Annotated in this window: 13 protein-coding genes; 5 read left to right on the top strand and 8 right to left on the bottom strand. The window is 47.5% G+C overall.

Translation table 11 applies throughout. From position 1 onward, the window contains the following. Positions 1-451: 451 nt before the first annotated feature. A complete protein-coding gene (locus PV783_RS14635) occupies positions 452-4,513 on the bottom strand; it encodes a hybrid sensor histidine kinase/response regulator transcription factor (protein WP_420988544.1) in 4,062 nt (1,353 codons plus the stop codon). Between the two features lie 403 nt (positions 4,514-4,916). On the opposite strand from PV783_RS14635, the gene PV783_RS14640 reads away from it, so the two are divergent. Next, complete coding sequence (locus PV783_RS14640) at positions 4,917-5,717, top strand: DUF4350 domain-containing protein (RefSeq protein WP_420988545.1); 801 nt, start codon at positions 4,917-4,919, stop codon at positions 5,715-5,717. Here the strand turns inward: PV783_RS14640 and queG are convergent. Next, complete coding sequence (gene queG, locus PV783_RS14645) at positions 5,714-6,628, bottom strand: tRNA epoxyqueuosine(34) reductase QueG (RefSeq protein ID WP_111578806.1); 915 nt, start codon at positions 6,626-6,628, stop codon at positions 5,714-5,716. The genes PV783_RS14640 and queG overlap by 4 nt on opposite strands. A 52-nt stretch (positions 6,629-6,680) precedes the next feature. Here queG and PV783_RS14650 point away from each other — a divergent pair, with 52 nt between their 5' ends. After that, positions 6,681-8,711: a DUF3857 domain-containing protein gene (locus PV783_RS14650; RefSeq protein ID WP_159454180.1), complete on the top strand. Its 2,031-nt coding sequence runs from the start codon at positions 6,681-6,683 to the stop codon at positions 8,709-8,711. A 3-nt stretch (positions 8,712-8,714) separates the two neighbouring features. Further along, positions 8,715-10,628, top strand: a complete 1,914-nt coding sequence (locus PV783_RS14655) for a DUF3857 domain-containing protein (protein WP_420988546.1) — start codon at positions 8,715-8,717, stop codon at positions 10,626-10,628. 44 nt (positions 10,629-10,672) lie between these two features. On the opposite strand, the gene PV783_RS14660 is transcribed toward PV783_RS14655, so the two are convergent. Continuing rightward, positions 10,673-11,953 carry an OmpA family protein gene (locus PV783_RS14660; RefSeq protein ID WP_363435017.1) on the bottom strand — a complete coding sequence of 427 codons (1,281 nt, stop codon included), beginning with the start codon at positions 11,951-11,953 and terminating at the stop codon, positions 10,673-10,675. 223 nt (positions 11,954-12,176) lie between these two features. Then, entirely contained in the window at positions 12,177-14,513 is a 2,337-nt protein-coding gene (locus tag PV783_RS14665) for a right-handed parallel beta-helix repeat-containing protein (RefSeq protein WP_420988547.1), read from the bottom strand. 206 nt (positions 14,514-14,719) lie between these two features. Between PV783_RS14665 and clpB the strand changes: the two genes are divergently transcribed. Together clpB and PV783_RS14675 are read left to right on the top strand one after the other, a co-directional pair. Further along, entirely contained in the window at positions 14,720-17,320 is a 2,601-nt protein-coding gene (gene clpB, locus PV783_RS14670; RefSeq protein ID WP_079468153.1) for an ATP-dependent chaperone ClpB, read from the top strand. A gap of 108 nt (positions 17,321-17,428) precedes the next feature. Next, entirely contained in the window at positions 17,429-17,908 is a 480-nt protein-coding gene (locus PV783_RS14675) for a nucleoside deaminase (RefSeq protein WP_363435026.1), read from the top strand. A 35-nt stretch (positions 17,909-17,943) separates the two neighbouring features. On the opposite strand, the gene PV783_RS14680 is transcribed toward PV783_RS14675, so the two are convergent. The 4 genes from PV783_RS14680 to PV783_RS14695 all read right to left on the bottom strand — a co-directional run bounded on the left by PV783_RS14680 (position 17,944) and on the right by PV783_RS14695 (position 20,627). Continuing rightward, complete coding sequence (locus PV783_RS14680) at positions 17,944-18,297, bottom strand: anti-sigma factor family protein (RefSeq protein ID WP_420988548.1); 354 nt, start codon at positions 18,295-18,297, stop codon at positions 17,944-17,946. Between the two features lie 17 nt (positions 18,298-18,314). After that, the gene (locus tag PV783_RS14685; RefSeq protein WP_079468150.1) at positions 18,315-18,896 is read right to left on the bottom strand and encodes an RNA polymerase sigma factor; all 582 of its coding nucleotides are present in this window, start codon (positions 18,894-18,896) and stop codon (positions 18,315-18,317) included. Between the two features lie 74 nt (positions 18,897-18,970). After that, positions 18,971-20,062 carry a tetratricopeptide repeat protein gene (locus PV783_RS14690; protein ID WP_420988549.1) on the bottom strand — a complete coding sequence of 364 codons (1,092 nt, stop codon included), beginning with the start codon at positions 20,060-20,062 and terminating at the stop codon, positions 18,971-18,973. Beyond that, the gene (locus PV783_RS14695; protein WP_079468148.1) at positions 20,052-20,627 is read right to left on the bottom strand and encodes a hypothetical protein; all 576 of its coding nucleotides are present in this window, start codon (positions 20,625-20,627) and stop codon (positions 20,052-20,054) included. Before PV783_RS14695 ends, PV783_RS14690 begins: the two co-directional genes overlap by 11 nt. Between the last annotated feature and the right edge of the window lie 46 nt (positions 20,628-20,673).

The raw sequence follows: 20,673 nt of genomic DNA on the forward strand, positions 1-20,673 counted from the left end.
TTGTTACAATTACGGGTGTGGTACCCGAGATGTATTTTCAAAACGTGTTACTTCAAAACGTGTTAAAACAAATGTAAAAGGAGCTTTGGAATCGGAGGGTAGGGGTATGTTTAAGATGTAGGGCGATTATGTTAACCGTTTGTTCCAATGAGGTGATGAAATGATTACGGTTAGGGCATTAAATGTTAACATGCGGCGGAGGAACGGGCTGGTTTTAAGTCCATTATAATAAGAAGAGGCCGATGAGGGAACCTGTGATCACGCAATACAGCAGGATTTCAATCAGCAGGTACAGGCGGTTGCTTCGTTTAAAGTTTTGCTTGAACATAATGAGGTTTAATAGTAGTCACACAAAATTATCCATTGCACCCCGTAGGCAGGGGGCGCATTTCGTTATTTAATGGGGCAGATTTGTTGTTTTACGGGATGATGTATAATTGAAGTAGGGGGATTATTTCTTCTTTCCGTAAACGGAAGGGAGTACATTGTACTCCATCTTAAAATACTTTGTAAAGTATTTTGGGTTGTTGAACCCAACTTCATAGGCGACTTCGGCTACGGTAAGCTGGCTTTTTTCGAGCAGCTGTGCCGCCCGCTTTAAACGGATGCTCCGGATAAATTCAATGGGCGACCGGCCGGTGAGGGCCAGGATCTTTTTATACACAGATACCCGGCTCATAAAAAGCGCCTTACTCAGTTCTTCTACCGAGAAGTCGGGATTGGAGATATTCTTCTCTACAATTTGTAAAGCCTGCTGGATAAATTGTTCATCCGCAGATGAAATAGCTACTTCTCCGGGGTTGGCTTCTATATACTGCTGGAATGTTTTTCTGAGAGATGATTGCTGGGAGATAATGTTTTTAATCCGCGAAAGCAATACCTCGAAGTTAAAAGGCTTGGTGATGTAGTCGGATGCACCGGTTTCCAGCGCCTCCAGTTGCTGGGCCTCTTCAGCCCTGGCAGTGAGCAATACAATAGGTAAGTGGGCGGTGCGTTGCTGGGCGCGTACCTTTTTACACAATTCCAGCCCATCCATTTCCGGCATGGAAATATCGCTTACAATCAGGTGCGGGAGTGTTTGCTGCAGCACTTTCCAGGCTGCAAGCCCGTTTTCTGCTTCTATAATCTGGAAGTATTGGGTAAGGTTATCTTTCAGGTAAAAACGGAAATCCTCATTATCCTCTACCAGTAAGATCACCGGTTTTTTTGAGTTGCTGTTCACGGTGGCGGCCGGTATAACGGCAGTGGTAGTACGAATAGTTTCCTGTACAACTCCGGGAACAGCAACGGTAGCTGTTTTAACCGGCAGGTACACCGTAAAGCAACTGCCCATTTCCGGCGCACTGTCTACCGTAATGCTGCCGCCATGCATTTTCACAAACTCTTTTGTGATGGATAACCCGATCCCGCTGCCCTGGTTGACCATAGAAGCTGGTACTTCATGTTGAAAGAACCTTTCAAAAATATACTCCTGCTTCTCCGGCGGAATACCAATACCATTATCTTTCACGGCAATTTCCAGTTGCGCGGTTGTTTCCTGGTAGCTAACGTGAACGGATATACTGCCTTCTTCAGGCGTAAATTTAAAGGCATTGGAGAGCAGGTTAAAGATGATCTTCTCAATTTTATCTGCATCGTACAACATCTTCAGCTCCTGCACATTGCTCTGGAAGTTAAGCTGGATATGCTTTTTATCTGACAGATCAGAAAATGACCCGGTAAGGTCTTTTACAAAACCGACGATATCGCCTTCTGCGGCGTGGAGTTTTATTTCCTGGACCTCCATTTTACGGAAGTCGAGCAACTGGTTTACCAGGTTGAGTAAGCGCCGGGCATTCCGCTGCATCAGCTCCAGCTGTACTTTTAAGCCGTTTTCGGATGTTTGCCGGATGATTTTTTCCAGCGGGGTGATGATCAGGCTGAGTGGCGTTCTGAACTCATGGCTTACATTGGTGAAGAAACGGATTTTCAGGGCATCCAGTTCGTGCATGCGCGCGGCTTCCTGCGTTTGCTGCTCCATCCTGAACTTCAGCCGTTCCCTTTCCAGGATGATACGGCGGGCCAGCAGCAGGGCGCCCAGTATCAGCAACACATAGCCGAGAAAGGCGGGCCAGGTTTTCCAGAAAGGGGGAAGTACTTTTATTTTCAGGGTGATTCCTTTTTCATTCCATACGCCGTCGTTATTGGAGGCTTTTACCCGGAAAGTATATTCACCGGGATCGAGGTTGGTGAAGGTGGCTTTCCTTTGCAGGCCATCGGTATATAGCCAGTCTCTATTAAATCCTTCCAGCATATAGGCATACCTGTTCTTTTCCGGGTGGAAATAATTCAGGGAGGCAAATTCAATGGAGAACACATTTTCACCATGTTTCAGGGTGATGCTTTGTGTTTCAGGGATCGCGGCTTTCAGCAATACGCGCCCATTGATCTTTTCGCCGGGCAGTATACTTTTATTAAAGATCTGCAGATCGGTGAGTACTACAGGCGGGATGTTATTGTTGAGGGCAATGGCGTTTGGATAAAACAGGTTAAAGCCGTTGCCACCACCGAATATCAGCTCCCCACGGCTGGTTTTCAGCGCAGCGTTTTCGTTGAAGTCTTTTCCCTGCAGCCCGTCAGATTCATCATAATTTTTAAAGGTAAAGGCATCAGCGCTGATGGTCATATTGGACAAGCCGTTGGGAGTGCTCATCCATAAGCTGTGATCGTTTGCTTCCAGGATGTTCAGGATGGAGTTGTCCGGCAGACCGTTTTCTTTGCGGAGGGCGCGGAAGTTATTAGTTTTTGGATTGAAGAGGTCCAGTCCTTCCCGGGTGCCTATCCAGATGCGTTGCTGGCTGTCCTGGAAAATGCATACCACGTTATTATGACTCAGACTGCTGCTGTCGCCGGGGAGATTATTGTAATGTTTGAAGGCGCCGGTGGCCAGGTGTTGTACATCCAGTCCATCGGAAGTACCTATCCAGAGGTTCCCTTGCCGGTCTTCCAGCAGGGCGGAAATGTAGGTGGACTTCACCTGTGGGAAATGCTCAAACCGGCCGGTGGCAGGGTTCATCAGGTTAAGGCCGCCGCCGAGGGTGCCTACCCACAGTTGATGGCGACTGTCCTCCAGTATTTCCCAGATGCTGTTATCGCTGATACTGGTGCTGTCTGCCGGGTTATGTTTGTAGTGGATAAAGCGGCTGCCATCGAACCGGTCCAGCCCTCCGAAGTAGGTGCCTACCCATAGTTGTTTGTTGTGATCTATACAAAGACTTACAATTACATTTCCCGCGATGCTGTTGTTATTGTTGGCATCGTGCCTGTATTGGGTAAAGATGTTGCGGCTGCGGTCAAAGTAAATCAGTCCGCCGCCGTTGGTACCTATCCATAAATTGCCGGCTTCATCTTCCACAAACCGGTTTACATCGTTATAGGGCAAACTGTTACGGCTATACGCCTGGTATTGGTAGAGCGGGAATTTTACCATGTTTTCATGGTAATAGTTCAGTCCTTTTTTAAAGGTCCCGATCCATATAATGCCGGTATTATCTTTATAGAGGGTGGTGATACTGTTCTGGCTCAGGCTGCGGTTATCTTCATTGATATTCTCAATATAACGGACGCTTTGTGTTTTCTTATTAATGATGTTAATACCACCATGATCGGTACCTATCCATACCAGCCCGTTGTTGTCCGGAACAATGCCTCGTACGATATTATTGTTCAGCGCGAGGCCGGGTGTACTCTGATCGATATGCCGGAACTGTTGGGTACGCACATCAAAAAAGTAAACGCCGTTGTCTTCGTTGGTGCTGAACAGCCACAGGTCGCCGTCGGCATCTGCCACCATAGACCAGCTGTTGCCGGGGATTGCCGGGCGAACGAGTGTATTGTTGCGGTAAATAATGCGGTGGCTGCGGGCGTCCATTTTTTCCAGTAAGCCATTGCTGTGCAACAGCCAGTAGTGACCGGCTTTGCCGGGTAGCAGTGCCGATACGCTGTTGGTGCCGATGCTGCCGCCGTCGCTGGTATGGGTAAACTGTTGCGCCCTGTTGCCGGCATCCACCAGGAACACGCCTGCTGTGGGATGCAGGAACCAGTATCCGCCGGATGGGTCATGCACAATATCCGTCACTACATTTCCGGAAAAGCCCCATTGGCTGAGGATTTTTTCGGGGCGCCGGTTAAAACGGGTGGTTACCGGGTCATAGATATTGATGCCGGAGCGGGTCCTGACCCAGAGTTGCTGCCCGGGACCGGCCATGATTTTATTGATGTTGTTATCAGCCACAGAGGTGGTGTCGCGCAGATCGTGCTGGTAAACGGTGAAGTGATACCCGTCGAACCGGTTCAGTCCTGATACGGTACCAATCCACATAAAGCCCATACTATCCCTGAAAACGCAGTTGACCTGGTTGTTGGACAGCCCCTGGTTGATATCAATCCGGTTGAACTGATAGGGGAGTGTTTGCCCCTGCGTTACTGAAGTAACGAGGAATAACAAGATGAATATTAAGACCCGCTTCCGCATGTACACACACCTTACCTGGTTGAAAAATTGTTGGTCTGACAATTATTATAATTGCGCAGCAATATAGTATAAAACAGATATAAAAAAAGAAAGGTCGAAAGAATTCGACCTTTATTGCTAAAATTCCACGTTATGGCACTCAGGTCCATAAAAAGTTAATCAGCTAAAATCCGGCATAGCCGGTATATGATAAATGATATTTTGCGGTTTATGGGGTAGCCAGCCTCTTGCTATACAAAAGTAGGTGAAGCTAAAACGATTGTCAAGAAATTAGCAAACATTATTTAAAAAAAGGTAAAAAACATCCGGACCTCATATTTTTTTCTCAGGCTGGATAATTTCGTTCCCGGAGCGCTATAATCTTTGAAGATTATTGAGTACTTTTTTGCCAATCTGAAAATCCATGAAACGTATTACTTTAAGTATGATGCTGTTGGGAGGAACCTGGTTAACCACCTTCGCGCAGCAACCACCTGCAAAGCAGCTCACCGTTACGCTTGATTACTATTACAATAACGAGTTCAAAAAAGACAACGCCGGCAACCCGGTGAGGTGGCATTACATCTGGGGCGAAACGGATAACGGCGGCGTGTCGCTGTGGGGGCATATTTTCGACTCCCTCGGGGTGAAAAGGGATAGCCTGCTACAGGCGCCCACGGCGGCCAACCTGAAAAACACCGGCATTTATGTGATCATTGATCCGGACACGGACAAAGAATCACCCACGCCCAACTATATGAACGAAAAGGACGCCCGCGCCATTTATAACTGGGTAAAGGCTGGCGGGGTGCTGGTATTGCTGGAGAACGACTCTGCCAACGCGGAGTTTTCGCACTTTAACAGGCTGAGTGAAAAGTTTGGGATCCATTTTAACGGCGACAGCCGCAACCGGGTAAAGGGCAAAAACTGGGACCAGGGTACTTTTCATATCCCGGCAGGGCATGAAATATTCCAGGCAGGAAGACAGGTATATATCAAGGAGCTGTCTACCTTAACCCTGAAAGCCCCTGCAAGAGCGGTTTACAAGGATGGCGACTATGTGATTATGGCAGTGGCGGAAGTAGGAAAAGGAAAGGTGTTTGCCGTTGGCGACCCCTGGTTTTATAACGAATATGTGGATGGAAAGAAGCTGCCGGCATCTTTCCAAAACTATGAAGCAGCAACAGACCTTACCCAATGGCTCATTAAAGCCGCCGGACGCTAGGTGTTCAGGAAGTTGATGTTTCTCCTGATACCGGCAAACTTACTGCGTTTAAGAGGAGAGTGACGGAAGATGTCTTTAAAGGCTTCTTCTGTCAGCTCTTCCCAGTCGCGGGTAGAAAAGTTCAGGATCGCCGGCACGGGGGTAAAAGCCGCTTCCTGGCTGGCTTTGGAAAAACGGTTCCACGGACAAACATCCTGGCAGGTGTCGCAGCCAAACATCCAGTTATCAAATTGTCCCTTCATTTTATCGGGAATCAGCTGTTCTTTCAGTTCTATGGTAAAGTAGGAAATACATTTACTGCCATCCACTACGCCGGGCGCTACCAGTGCTTCTGTGGGGCAGGCATCCAGGCAGCGGGTACAGGAACCGCAGTAGTCGGCCACCGGGCCGTCGTATTCCAGTTCAATATCGGTAATCAGGGTGGCTATAAAGAAAAACGAGCCGGCCTGTTTGTGGATCAGGTTCCCGTTTTTACCGATCCAGCCTAATCCGCTGCGGGTGGCCCAGGCGCGCTCCAGCACGGGGGCGGAATCCACAAATCCCCGGCCCTGAACGGGGCCTATGCGTTCCTGCATACGCAGCAACATCGTTTTCAGCCGCGCCCGGATCACCTCATGATAATCCTGCCCGTAGGCGTATTTGGAGATACGCGGGGCATCGGTACGCTGCTGCGTGGAAGGAAAATAGTTAAACAACAGGGTGATCACCGACTGTGCGCCGTCTACCAGCTTACGCGGATCGATCCTTTTGTCGAAATGATGCTCCATATACTGCATGTTGCCATGCATACCCTTATTCAGCCACGTTTCCAACCGGCGGGCATCGTCATCCAGCTGCACCGCTTTCGCAATGCCGCAATGGTCAAATCCTAATTCTTTTGCCAGCTCTTTTATGAATAAAGTGTGGGTCATCCGGGCAAAATTAGCATATTATTTATATCTTCGGTCCGCATATATATCCCATATGCCCGTTAACTGTATGCGCTATACCTTTGTTACGCTGGCTCCCATTGTCAGCTGTTTGTTCGCCCTGTCCTCCTTTGCCCAGGACGGAAGTAAAATGAAATTTGGTAAGGTTTCCAAAGAAGAATTTGCTATTAAGAGATCAGAGAAAGATACCGGCGCCCACGCCATCATCCTGTCTGAAATCGGCTCCTCCATTTTTGAGTCGGATGGAAACGACCTTCGCCTCGTGTATAAAGTACACCGGCGCATCAAGGTCGTTGATCCAAACGGCTATGATGTAGCTACCGTTCTGGTGCCGATATACAAATCAGAATCGTCGGAAGAGAAATTGCTGAACCTGAAAGCAGCTGCCTACAACCTCGAAAACGGGGAAGTGGTGGAAACAAAAATGGAAAGCAAAAATGTATTCAACGACAAACAGGATAAATCCCTGCTGATAAAGAAATTCACCCTGCCCGCAGTAAAGGAAGGCACTATCATTGAATACACTTATTCGATTGCTTCCCCATTTTACCGGCACTTGCGGGCCTGGAATTTCCAGGGGCAATATCCCCGCCTGTGGAGCGAATATAGTGTGGCCATCCCGGAGTACTTCGACTATATGCTCATCCCGCAGGGATATGAGCCATATGTGGTAAAAACAAAAACGTATTCCCGTTCCACTTTTACCTTCCGTAATGAATCGCATGGAGCTACCGGGCCTTCCAACCTGGTAACGGTAACGCCTTCCATCACCACTTATAAATGGGCGCTGAAAGATGTGCCGCCGATTAATGAAGAGAGTTATATCACCACTACCGATAACTATGTAAACCGGGTAGAATTCCAGTTGTCTGCCTACAACTGGCCCGGAGAGCCGCGCAAGCCGGTTCAAAGCACCTGGGAGGAGCTGATGAAAGACCTGATGAAACAGGAAGAACTGGGTAAAGTGCTCACTACCTACAATGGATTCCTTTCTGATAAAGTAGACGAACTGGTAAAAGATGCTAAAACCGATAAGGAAAAAGTGCAGAAAATCTATACCTGGGTCCGCGATAATTTCATCTGCACCGATCACAACGCCCTGTGGATGGAAAAATCACTAAAAACCGTTTTTAATTCAAAGAACGGGAATGTGTCCGACATCAACATGTTGCTGGTGGCTATGCTGAAGAAAGCCAACCTTTTTGCTACCCCATTACTGCTGAGTACCCGCAGCAATGGATATGTATACCAGTTTTATCCTTTGTATACCCACTTCAATTATGTGATTGCCGGTGTAAACCTGGGAGAAGAATACCTGAAACTGGATGCCTCCAGACCTTTGCTGGGCTTCGGAAAGCTGCCGGCAGAATGTTACAACGGCGCCGCCCGTTCATTGGATGATTTTGCCACTCCTGTGATCCTGGGAGCGGACTCCCTGAAAGAACAACGGTTTACCAGTGTTGTGCTGGGTAAAATAGAAAACGGTATGGTGTCGGGCTCTTTTATGCAACGGCCTACCTACTTTGATTCTTACAAAATAAGGACGGCAGTAAAAGATGAAGATCCGGAAGAGTTCTTTAAGCGGATAACAAAATCCTATACCGGCGAAATAGAACTGGAGAATAAAGCGATAGAGGATTTGAAAGAACTGGAGTCGCCCGTGATGGTAAAATACGATTTTAAGCTGCAGGTAGGCGATGGCGAAGTGTTGTACATCAACCCGCTGTTGTCGGAAGCCTATAGAAGCAACCCCTTCAAAGCGATGGAGCGCAAGTTCCCTGTAGAAATGAACAGCGTATCTGATGAAGTGTATTCTTTTAATATGGACGTGCCGGAGGGCTATGTAGTAGATGAACTGCCGAAATCGGCAGTAGCAAACTATAATGGCGACGAAGGCCAGTTTCAGTACCTTATCCAGCAAGTAGAAAATCACATACAACTGCGCTGCCGGGTAAGATTAAACAAAGCCAACTTTGAACCCGAAGAGTATGTAACCCTGCGCGACTTTTATGACCTGGTGGTAAAGAAAGAAGCAGAACAGATTGTGTTAAAAAAGAAAAAGTAAAGTATGCGTAAGCAATTATCAATAGCGATCCTGTTTTTCCTTGTTGCTGTGTCGCAGGTGGTGCTGGCAGGAGACCCGGTTTATCCCGTGAGTGCTATTCCTGATTCACTGAGAGCGAATGCACACGTGGTAATAAGACTCGACGAGCAGACGTTGAAAATCAATGATCTCACGGATATACGTTTGGTATCGCATAAGGTGATTACAGTGTTGGATGAAGCCGGCGCAGACTATGCGAAACTGGTAGTATATTATGATCAGCTGATAGAGATCCGCTCTGTCAGTGGTGCGTTATATGACGCCGGAGGCAAGCTGGTGAAACGTTTGAAACAAAGCGATATGCGCGATGTAAGTGCTGTTGGCGGTGGCAGTCTGATGACAGACGATCGGGCGAAGCTGCACCAGTTCTATCATAACGTGTATCCTTACACGGTGGAGTATGAAACAGAGACGCGTAGTAATACAACGGCCATAATGCCGAGGTGGCAGCCACAAGATAATATTTTTGCTACTGTAGAAAAGGGTCGTTTAACGGTTATTTACCCGGAAAACTATGAACTGCGTTACAGCAGTTACCTCTATGCTGGTAAACCTGTCATCACCACCGATAAAGGCAACAAAAGCATCACCTGGGAGATCAGCCAACTGACAGCGCTGAAGAATGAGGTTTACCCGGCGGAATTATACCAACGTACGCCAAGCATTTTCCTGGGCGCAACTGATTTCGAGATGGGGCACTATAAGGGCAAAATGACTACCTGGAAAGATTTTGGAAGCTTTATATACAAGCTCAATGAAGGACGGGACGTGTTGCCTGATAATATCAAAGCTAAAGTGCGTGAACTGACAGATGGCATCAACAGCCGCCAGGAAAAGATCAGGGTGCTGTATAAGTTCCTTCAGCAGAATAACCGTTATATCAGCATAAGTTTTGGGATAGGCGGATGGCAAACCTTTGATGCCGCGTCTGTAGCCGCTAATGGCTATGGTGATTGTAAGGCGTTGTCAAACTATATGATGGCGATGTTAAAAGAAGCCGGGATTAAATCCAACTGTGTGCTGGTAAAATCAGGAGAAGGTAAGCATACCCTGCGTGAAGATTTCCCGTCTTCGCAGTTTAATCACGTCATCCTTTGTGTGCCGGACGTGCAAGACACTACCTGGCTGGAATGTACCAGTAACACGCTTCCTGCCGGCTACCTGAGCCAGTTTACAGACAACCGGCCGGTATTGTTGGTAGATGCACAGGACAGTAAATTAATACACACCCCTGTTTACGGAATGGATTGCAATGAACAGATCCGTCATGTGAATGCTGTTATTGACTCTGCCGGTAACATTGATATTAAATCGACGACCATTTACAGTGGGCTGCAACAGGATGATTTGCATGAAAGACTGCATTCGCTAAGCCAGGAAAAGCAATTGGAAATACTACGGAAAGGACTGAACCTTTCCAGTTATGATATCAGTAATTACCACTGCGCTGAATTGAACACACCCATTCCTTCCATTGAAGAGAAACTGGACATCAAAGGAAACAACTATGCAACGGTAACGGGCAAACGAATATTCCTTGTCCCCAATATACTTACACGCGGTGGTGTGAAGCTGGAACCCGACGCAACCCGCAAGTCGGATATTAAGATCGATTTTGCTTACCGGGACGTGGATAGCGTGACCATCACGTTGCCGGCAGGGTATAAACCGGAATCACTGCCGGCGCCGGTAACCGTAACCGCGAAATTTGGCAGTTATAATGCTGCGGTTTCTATCAAGGGAAATACGCTGAGCTATATACGAAAAGTAGAAGGGAAGGCGGGGATTTTCCCGGCGGCAGATTACCCGGAACTGGTGAAGTTTTATGCTACTATGCTAAGAGCAGACAGGAGCCGGCTGGTGCTGGTAAAAGAATAAAAAAAGGGAAGGCTGGATGGCCTTCCCTTCGTATTTATATGAATTTATTTTTCGCGTACACTAACGGAAATATGCCGGTCTTTTTTCCTTTCTTCTTCAGGTGCATCAGCTGCGGCCTTTGCAAACTGAGAACCATAGCCCTCTGCGCCAAGTAACTGCGCGGCGTTGGTATTACTTTTCTTTAATGCAGTGACTACAGATTCAGCGCGTTCTTTAGACAGCCGCAGGTTAAGGGTGCTGTCGCCCGTGCGGTCGGTATAGCCACCGATCTTTATTTTAGCTTTGGGGAATGCTTTCATAATAGCGGCAATATTGCCTACCTGTTTCATGCTTTCTTCTGTCAGTTCAGCGCTGCCGGTTTTGAAGTTGAGGTTATCGAAATCAAACCATACATCTTTGCCTGCTGCGCGGCTGTTGTCTTTCAGGAATACTACCAGCTGATCTTCTATACCTCCTTTATATGCATCCAGTACAACGCCGTCGGGGAGGGTTACTTTGATACTTTCGCGGGTAACTACCGGGCCGCCTTCTGTAACGGTCATGGTAGCTGAATCTGCAAGCTGGCTGGTGGTAACACTATCCGTAACCGGAATACCATCGTGTTTATTGGCGCCGCAACCGCGCATCAGGTACCACAACAGGATGATGGCAATGAGGATGAGCAGCAGGGACCATAGCCAGCGGCTGCTGCCGGGTTTGGCGTCCGGTTTGATATTTACGGCGCCGGCGGTAGTAGTGGCGGTATCCATATGCAGCAGGCTGCCGATTTTTTTGCCGAGGTCGCCGATGTTGGCCAGGCCAAGTATACCGGCAATGTTCAGTCCACCGGGTATAGCGCCCAGTATTTTATCTTTTTGTGAGTCAAGCAGGGAAAGAAAGGAATTGGGAGAAAGATTGTTTTGGGCCGCGTACTGTCCTACTGTACCCAGCGTTGCCGGCGCAGCAGATTGCAGCAGGGTATTGGCAGATGATTCCTTGATACCGGCAAAGGAGGATAACATGCCTGTAATGGAACCTACTTTGTCGCCGAACAGGCTGCGCAACAAATCAGCGCCTTTACTGAGCAAGCCTCCCGTACCTCCCTGCAGTGCACCGGTAATGGCCGAAGGGTTGGCATCACCTGCTACTCCTTTCACGAGGTCGAGTAAACCGCCGGCACTTCCGGAGGATCCTGCCTTGTTGAGAAGGCCGGCTAGTACAACCGGTATGATACCGCTGATGGCTTTCTGAATGCCGCCTTCACTTTCTCCAAGTTGTGAGGAGGCCTGACTAACGACATTGTTGTTGAAAATACTTTTAGCGCTTTCCAGTAAATCGAAAGACATAATTGTAGGGTTTAGTGATGAAGAATGTGGTGACCAGTTTTTGACGCTGAATCATCCGGCTGTAAGCAGGAATGTACAGTTTGTACTTCAAGGACTTTTATAACAACGGAGGCGGCCGGGTTGTTTGATTCCCCTAATAATAAACATCCAGATATAAGTTTTAACATATATCTGGATGCTTGTAATATATTGACCCTTAATTAGATGTAAGCGCTTTCCCCTTTTATTGATTGATATTCACCCGCTGCTGATTCCTGAATACGACCAGCGGTACTTTTTTATTTGCGTAGAAAGTACTGGCTTTTAGCAGATCATCCACATTATTCACATTTCTTTCTCCTACCTGTAAAATCACATCGCCCGTTTTTACCGGGTACCTGAAATTTTCCGGTACCGCTACCAGGAAGGCGCCTTTGTTGTCCGGTAAGCCTGCGGCAGAGCGTTCGCCCAGTGTTTCTATATTCTTGACCTGGGCACCCAGCCAGTTGCTGATATTGGAGGAAGCAGCGGTTGCCGCTTTCAATACAGGCAGCGGCGCTTTTTGGGCAAGCGCCTTCAGGTTGGCGGATACCACGCCAAACTGGTTCATCGGGAAATTTTTAAACCCTGCTTTTAATGCGGGCGATCCTGGTTTTACCTGGTAGTTGCCCGTTGCCGGTGACACAAACAAGGGGTTGCCTGCCTGTGAATGTTTATCAGTGGGTGTATTGATGGCGGCTGCATCAGGGAACACATTATAATCAATGATATCTCCCCAGTATTTAATACCAATCGGTTTATAGCTGCTGGTTACAATGTTGTGGCGGAAAATATCATGACTGTTTTCAAACCACACATGCGGGTGAAAAGAGTTATTGAGGATCACATTATTTTCTACCGTACGGAAAAATCCTTCCCTCAGTTTAAGTCCGCCGTTCAGGCAAACATTATTATAGATGTGATAATTGGAAGAACCATCGTCCAGGTCAATATCCCAGCCATGATCACAGCGGAAACGGTTGTTGCGGAGGATGTTTGTTTTTACAGCGTCCTGTTTCACCAACCAGGGATGCAGTGCAACCATGCTGTCCATTACCTGCCGGTCGGGGTACCACCAGCGGTCGCGCCCCCAGGAGTTGAATGCTCCGTGGTCGCCGGTTTCCAGCACCGTATTAAATACGTCGTTATATTCAATGACATGTCCGCCCCAGGTGCCTTCACTAACGTTAATGCCTGCACGTGGCACATCATAAATGGTATTGTGCGATACGGTGATATCCATTGCCATAGAGATCTGCACACCGGCGCTTTGTTTTTCTATACGGCCGGTACGGTAAATGAGATTATCGTATGCCATGCAGGAATCCGGATAGTTGGGGCTTTGCGGGCCTGCCGCTGTATCCATACCGGCAAATACGGGCGATTGATTGTATTCAAACAAGGGCGCTCTTACTGCATCGGGGTTGCCGGTAAAACAAATACCGCTGCCGCCGGCATCATGGATGTTACAATGACTGATATTCGCATGGCGGTTGTAATTGCTGACAAAAACAGCGTTGCCTCCGTTGTGGTCAAATTCACAGCCGGTAATAACGCAGTTCTCGGTGCCATCCAGCAGTATGGCGCCGCCCCGGTAAATGGCCCAGTCGCTCCGCAGCAGCGGTTCCCGTGTATCCATGAACGTGGCATTGGTATGCGCAAAACGTATATCCTTAAACGTGATATCTTTAACGGGATGCGCAGCATCTCCTTTCATTACCACCGTTTCAGATAACCTGGAAACCACTACCGTAGCTGTTTGCAGGTTGGTACCTGCTGCTGGTTTATAGTAAAGTGTTTGGGTGGCTTTATCATAAAACCATTCTTTTTCCGCGTCCAGTTCTTCAAAAATATTCTCTACAAAGCGATGTTGTTCGTGCATACCCATCTGGCGGTTGTTCTGGTAGCCGCCTTCCAGTTGCAGCGTGCCATCTGCATTTACACCGGTGATGCGGTAATGATAACCACCCCATTCCGCCCGGTGGAGGGCGTGTACATAGCCGCCTTCGGGATGCTGCCAGGTTTTTATCCGGGCGGGGCTCAGCGCATCTGCTGCGGTGCCGTTATAATGTTTCGCGCTGCTGTCGTAATTGGGGTAGCGCGCCCGGACCTGTTGCGTGTTGTTAATATAAAGGTGGCTGAACTCAAAAGGGATGTTTACGGCTGCTTTGTAGATGCCATTTTTCCAGGGAGCCCATTGCAGCTGTAATGGTTTCCCGCCGCTGAGGGTTACTGTGCCCGGTTGGCCGGCCGGCCGGAAGGTAACGTTGCCGTTAAAATAGCCGGCAGTTAGCAACAGGGTGCTGTCCAGGAAATAAGTACCGGGCTGGAACCGGATTTCAACGCTTCTTCCGGGTTGCTGCTGCTGGTATACATGGGCCATTGCAACGGCGGCTTGTAAATTCATGGACGGCTTGCCGGCCGTTGCGGAAGGGTGTGTGGATACCAGCAATGGTATAGCCGGCTTCTTTTGCGCTACCAGCACCGGGGAGAGCAGGAATAACGGTGCTGCATATACGATACAGGCAAATATATTTTTCATAACATATTATAGGTAAACGGTAAATATACCCGGAATAACCGGGCGGTTGTAATGAAAAATTAGCAGTTACTGGACTAATTTTCTGCTAAAAATGCAGTAATCCTTTCCCTTATATGTCATAATTTCCGGAGTTGCAACATTGGATCATGGTTTGTTGTTACCAGAAGACGTTTGATAACATCAAAAAAGGAGAAAAAACAACACATATGAACTTGAATAATTTCACTATAAAATCGCAGGAAATACTGCAACAGGCCCAGCAACTGGCCTTTAATAATCAAAATCAGTCTATTGAAACCGGGCACCTGCTCAAAGCTTTATTAAATGATGAAGATAGCCCGATTGAATACTTATTAAAGAAGAATGATGTAAACACTTCATTTGTAAATAATAAGTTAAATGAGCAGATCAATAAATACCCCCGTATGGTGGGAGGCGAGGGCGGTCAGTCGCTCAGCCGCGACGCCAACAACGTGATCCTGCGTGCAGGAGCAGCCATCAAGGAATTTAAAGATGAATTTGTAAGCGTGGAGCACCTGCTCCTGGGCATTCTCGGCGGTAACGACGATACTGCCAAATTGCTGAAAGATGCCGGTCTTACTGAAAAGGGACTCAAAGCTGCCATCCGGGAACTCCGTAAAGGTGATACCGTTAATTCCCAGAGCGGCGGAACCCAATACAATACCCTTCAGAAATACGCCAAGAACCTGAACGAAATGGCCCGGGAAGGGAAACTCGACCCGGTAATCGGCCGTGATGAGGAGATCCGCAGAACCCTGCATATCCTCTCCCGCAGGTCTAAAAACAATCCTATCCTGGTGGGTGAACCCGGTGTTGGTAAAACAGCCATCGTAGAAGGATTGGGCCACCGGATTATTAACGGCGACGTACCCGAAAACCTGAAGTCAAAGATCATTTATGCCCTCGACATGGGCGCTTTGATGGCGGGCGCCAAATACCGCGGTGAGTTTGAAGAAAGATTGAAAGGCGTGGTAAAAGAAGTAGCCGAAAGCAACGGGGAAATCATCCTCTTTATAGATGAGATCCACACGCTGATAGGCGCCGGCGCTATGGAAGGCGCAATGGATGCTGCCAATATCTTGAAACCGGCCCTGGCAAGAGGTGAACTCCGTGCCATTGGTGCCACCACCCTGAATGAATACCAGAAATATTTTGAGAAAGATAAAGCCCTGGAACGCCGTTTCCAGAAGGTGCTGGTAGATGAACCTTCCGTGGAAGATGCCATCTCCATTTTACGTGGACTGAAAGAGAAGTATGAAAGTCATCACCACGTACTTATCAAAGATGAAGCAATTATTGCTGCGGTAGAATTATCGCATCGTTATATAACAGACCGCTTTTTACCGGACAAGGCTATTGACCTGATCGATGAAAGCGCGGCTAAACTGAGGCTGGAAATGAATTCCATGCCGGAAGAACTGGATGAACTGGAAAGAAGGATCCGTCAGCTGGAAATTGAAAGGGAAGCGATTAAAAGAGAAAATGATGAAGATAAGTTACGTGAGCTGGGTGAAGAAATAGCACGGCTGGGAGAAGAAAGGAATACGTTCAAGGCAAAATGGCAGGCAGAGAAAGAAGTGGTGGACCAGATCCAGAACGCCAAATCGGCCATTGAAAACCTGCGGCTGGAAGCCGAACAGGCAGAGCGTAACGGCGATTTCGGCCGGGTGGCGGAAATCCGTTATGGTAAAATAAAAGAACAGGAAAAACTGGTAACAGATCTTACAGAAGAGCTGAATAAAATATCTGCTAATCACAAACGTCTTCTTAAAGAAGAAGTAGACGCGGAAGATATCGCGGAAAACGTGGCAAAGGCAACGGGCATCCCGGTATCAAAAATGATGCAGAGCGAAAAGGATAAATTACTGCACCTCGAAGAAGAGCTGCATCAGCGTGTAGTAGGACAGGAAGAAGCTATCATAGCAGTGTCTGATGCTATCCGCCGCAGCCGCGCAGGATTGCAGGATCCGCGCAGACCTATCGGTTCATTCATCTTCCTCGGTACTACCGGTGTTGGTAAAACAGAGCTGGCCAAAGCATTGGCCGAGTACCTGTTTGACGATGAGAACATGATGACGCGTATAGATATGAGTGAATACCAGGAGAAACACTCTGTGAGCCGCCTGGTAGGAGCGCCTCCGGGATATGTGGGATATGATGAAGGTGGCCAGCTGACAGAAGCCGTACGCCGTAAGCCATACTCTGTGATACTGCTGGATGAAATTGAGAAAGCGCACCCGGATACCTTTAACATTTTGTTACAGGTACTGGACGATGGCCGGTTAACGGATAACAAAGGCCGTGTGGTGAATTTCAAGAATACCATCATCATCATGACCAGTAACATGGGTAGCCATATCATCCAGGAAAATTTTGAAAACATTAACGATACCAACCGGGATGAGATAGTAGATAAAACGAAAGAAGAAGTGATGGCATTGCTGAAACAAACCATCCGTCCGGAGTTCCTGAACAGGGTAGATGAAGTGATTATGTTCCAGCCATTGCTGAGAAGTGAAATTAAGGGAATAATTAACATTCAGTTACAGCAACTGAAGGATATGGTAGCGAAAAATGGCATGATATTGGAATTTTCAGACTATGCGCTCGAATATCTTTCTGTACAGGGTTACGACCCGCAGTTTGGTGCAAGACCGCTGAAACGCCTCATCCAGAAGGAGATCATTAACCTGTTAAGTAAGAAGATACTGGCAGGCGATATTGACAAATCCAAACCAGTGTTGATTGATGTGTTTGATGGCGTAGTAGTAATCAGAAACAAGTAATTCTAAATACGACGATACATAGTTAACGATAAGCCCCGCGATTCTTCGCGGGGCTTTTTTATGTGTGGTCAGCTTTCGTTAAATTTGAATAAATCAAAAAGTAAGCGTATGCCGGGAGAAAGAGAAAGAAGATTTATGCAGCATGCCATTGCCTTGTCGCGTAAAGGAATGGACAACGGTGACGGCGGTCCTTTTGGCGCGATCGTAGTGCGGGGCGATGAGATTGTAGGAGAGGGCTGGAACCAGGTGCTCACAAGTACAGACCCAACTGCTCACGCAGAAGTAGTGGCTATCCGCGAAGCGTGTAAGAAGCTGGGTACTTTCCAGTTACACGACTGCGAAATATATACTTCCTGTGAACCCTGCCCGATGTGCCTGGGCGCTATTTACTGGGCCAGGCCGCAGCGTGTTTACTACGCCAATACGAAGGAAGATGCCGCCGCAATTGATTTTGATGATTCGTTTATTTACCGGGAAATAGAGAAGGATCATACGGATAAAAAGATTCCGCTGATTGCTTTACCTGATCCTGAGGCGTTGAATGTTTTCCGGAGATGGAAAGAAAAGGGAGATAAGAAGTTATACTAGCTGCAAAATACAGCGGAGGGAATATTTTCCCTCCGCTAATGTCTTATAGAGAAATGGTAGGCCCAGAACAATGCGAGCAGTAAGAAAAGAATGCAGAGAATAATAACGGCAAGGGATATATAATTTTCTGATTTTCTCCTGGTCCTGTATCGTTTGTGTAATTTTTTAAGAAGACTCCATTTCATTTCGATAATCCATCCGGGAATCTTCTCCTTATCTTTTATCGCAGCCAGTCCTTCCAGTGCATCATTGCAAAGCTCACAGTCAGACAGGTGCATTTCTACTTCATGTTGTTCTTCCGCAGACAGCTTGCCCTGTACATAGTCCAGCAGCTGCTGTTGCGTAGGACAGCTTGTAGTTACAAAGATATCGTTGAAATGCTCGTTCATATCACTATTGATGCAAATTAACTTTTGTTTGCGCGTTGTTGTTTTTCCAATAAAAGTTTCAGGTTTCTCTTTCCATTCTGAATATAGCTCTTAACCTGGAGGAGGCTATACCCGGTTTGATCAGCAATTTCCTGATAGGATTTCTTTTGCAGGTAAAACAGTTCAACACAGATTTTCTGTTCGGGGTTTAGCTGGCTCATAGCCTGCCCCATATTTTCCAGCAAGATATCCTTTTCCTGGTACACCTGTTTATCTTCGGGATCAGCGGCAATACCGCCCATATGTTTATCGGAGATTTCTTCCTTGTATTTCATATGTTTCTGCCGGAGTTGCATCAGGCAGTAATTTTTTGTTACCTGGTAGATCCAGGCCCGGAAATACTGGATGTCGTGCCTGTTGATGTCGGATAACATCTTGAGAAAGATTTGCTGCACGGCGTCGCGTGCATCTTCTTCGTTCTTCAGGTATTTCATGCACATACCCAGCAAAAGCAGGGCATACCGGTCAAACAGCACACCTATCCAATCACTGTTATTATCAGCTTTGAACCGTTGCAGTAGCTCCTGGTCTGTTAGTTGTTGTATGTCTGGATTATTCACAGGCTAATAAATGGAATGCTGCATCTTAGATGCAGCATTTGCAAAAATCCATAATTATTTTGATATTTTATTTTTTACATACTATCCAATGCCTGTTGGGCAGCGGCTTTCATGGAGCCGTCCATCCGGATCACTTCTTTGAACATGCGGCGGGCTTTGCCTGCCTGTCCTTTGCTGCGGTAGCAGATAGCGAGTTGATAGCGGGCCATTTCCACGTATTTGCCTGAACTTACGGATTCTATTCTCTTATACCTGTTAATGGCTTCATTGAGGTTGCCCTGTTGCTGGTATACCATGGCTGCTTTGTACAGGTATTCATCACTGTTAATAGCGGTGGAGGGTGTTTCTCTTTTAGCAGGTTCCGGTGGGGGCGCCTGTTCTTTTTCTTTTTGAACGGGTTTCTGTTCCGGTTTTTGATCCGGCTTTTTTTCTTCTTCTTTTGCTTTGGCGGCTGCAGCTTTATCGGCGGTTTCCTTTTTCAGGGAATCGGCCTGTTTTTGCAGTAATGTATGTTTTCTGATACTGTCTGCTGCGGCTTTCTTTTGCAGGGCTTTTAAAGCGGCTGCTTTTTTCAGCGCGGCAGAGTCGGGGTGAACCGGGGCAGTTGCTGGTTTGGCGGACGTTTGCGTGGCCGGGGCGGCAGCAGGGGCCGGCGTTGTTGTGGTTCCGGCATTATTTTCTGCGGCTGTTACCAGTGGAACGCCCGTCGCCACTTCTTCACGTACGGAGTCTTTTTGCGGCACGGATGATGCCATGATACGTACAGGTGGCTGGTTCCGTATATGTCCGCGCAATACGTACACGCTGCCTATTCCGAGGCCAATGAAGGCAATGATCCAGAAGTAGGCGAGCATGTGTTCCTTGTTTTTTTCCTTGCGGGTGTATTGCGCTATTTTCTGCACATGCGAGACAGGCTGTATGCTGTTTTGTACATAGCGTTGCAGCTTATTGGTAAGGTCCTGGTATCTTTCGGTGTTTTCTTCCTGCTCTAATGCGGTTAATGCATCGTAGCAGAGATCGCAGTCGGTGAGGTGTTGTTCTACCAGGTGGCGTTCCACGTCGGTCAGCCTGCCTTCCATATAACGGGGCAGCTGGTCCCTGCTGAGGCACCGGATGGCAGAAAAGATCTTCAGTACTTTCTCATTATTCGGTTTGTTACTTTGCATATCCCTGGTTCATGAATAACTTGGCAAGTTTCGCTTTGGCGGCTTTGAGTTGCGATCTTAACTTCTCCCTGGGAAGCCCGGTAGCAGCTGTAAGGTCGGCAAAGGATTTATTTTCAAGATAGAATTGCGTGATTAGTGCGTTGTCATCTGCACTCAGCCGTTGAAGGGCCTGTTCCAGCCGTACAATGAGGTCCTGGCGGTCGATGATATTGGTAGCGGCTTTGTCTACCGTATTTTCGATATGCAGCAGGTCTCTTCCGTCGCGGGATGGATAGAAGGGGATGTTCTTTTCAGGTTTCCCGAGATATCCTTTCTGTATATGCAGGATCCATTCGTTGGCTTTGTAGATGGTTTGCGTTTTAAGACTGGCATTTAGTCTTTGCAGCAGGGCGGGGAAAACAATGTTGGGGTCGAGGTTAGGTTGGCTACTCAGATAAGGAATTGTAACAGCAACCAGTAAATGACTGTACCTGTCCATCAATACGCCTTCTGCCTCCCGGTCAAGCTGTTTCCTGGCGCGGGATATTAACTCTTTGTCCGATAAATTGGTTAACTGTTGTTGCATAAACTTATTACTTTATATTTACGTACAAAAGCGGAAAAAGTTCATT

The organism is Chitinophaga sp. CC14, from assembly GCF_048957795.1.
In the GTDB taxonomy this organism is placed as follows: Bacteria; Bacteroidota; Bacteroidia; order Chitinophagales; family Chitinophagaceae; genus Chitinophaga; species Chitinophaga ginsengisegetis.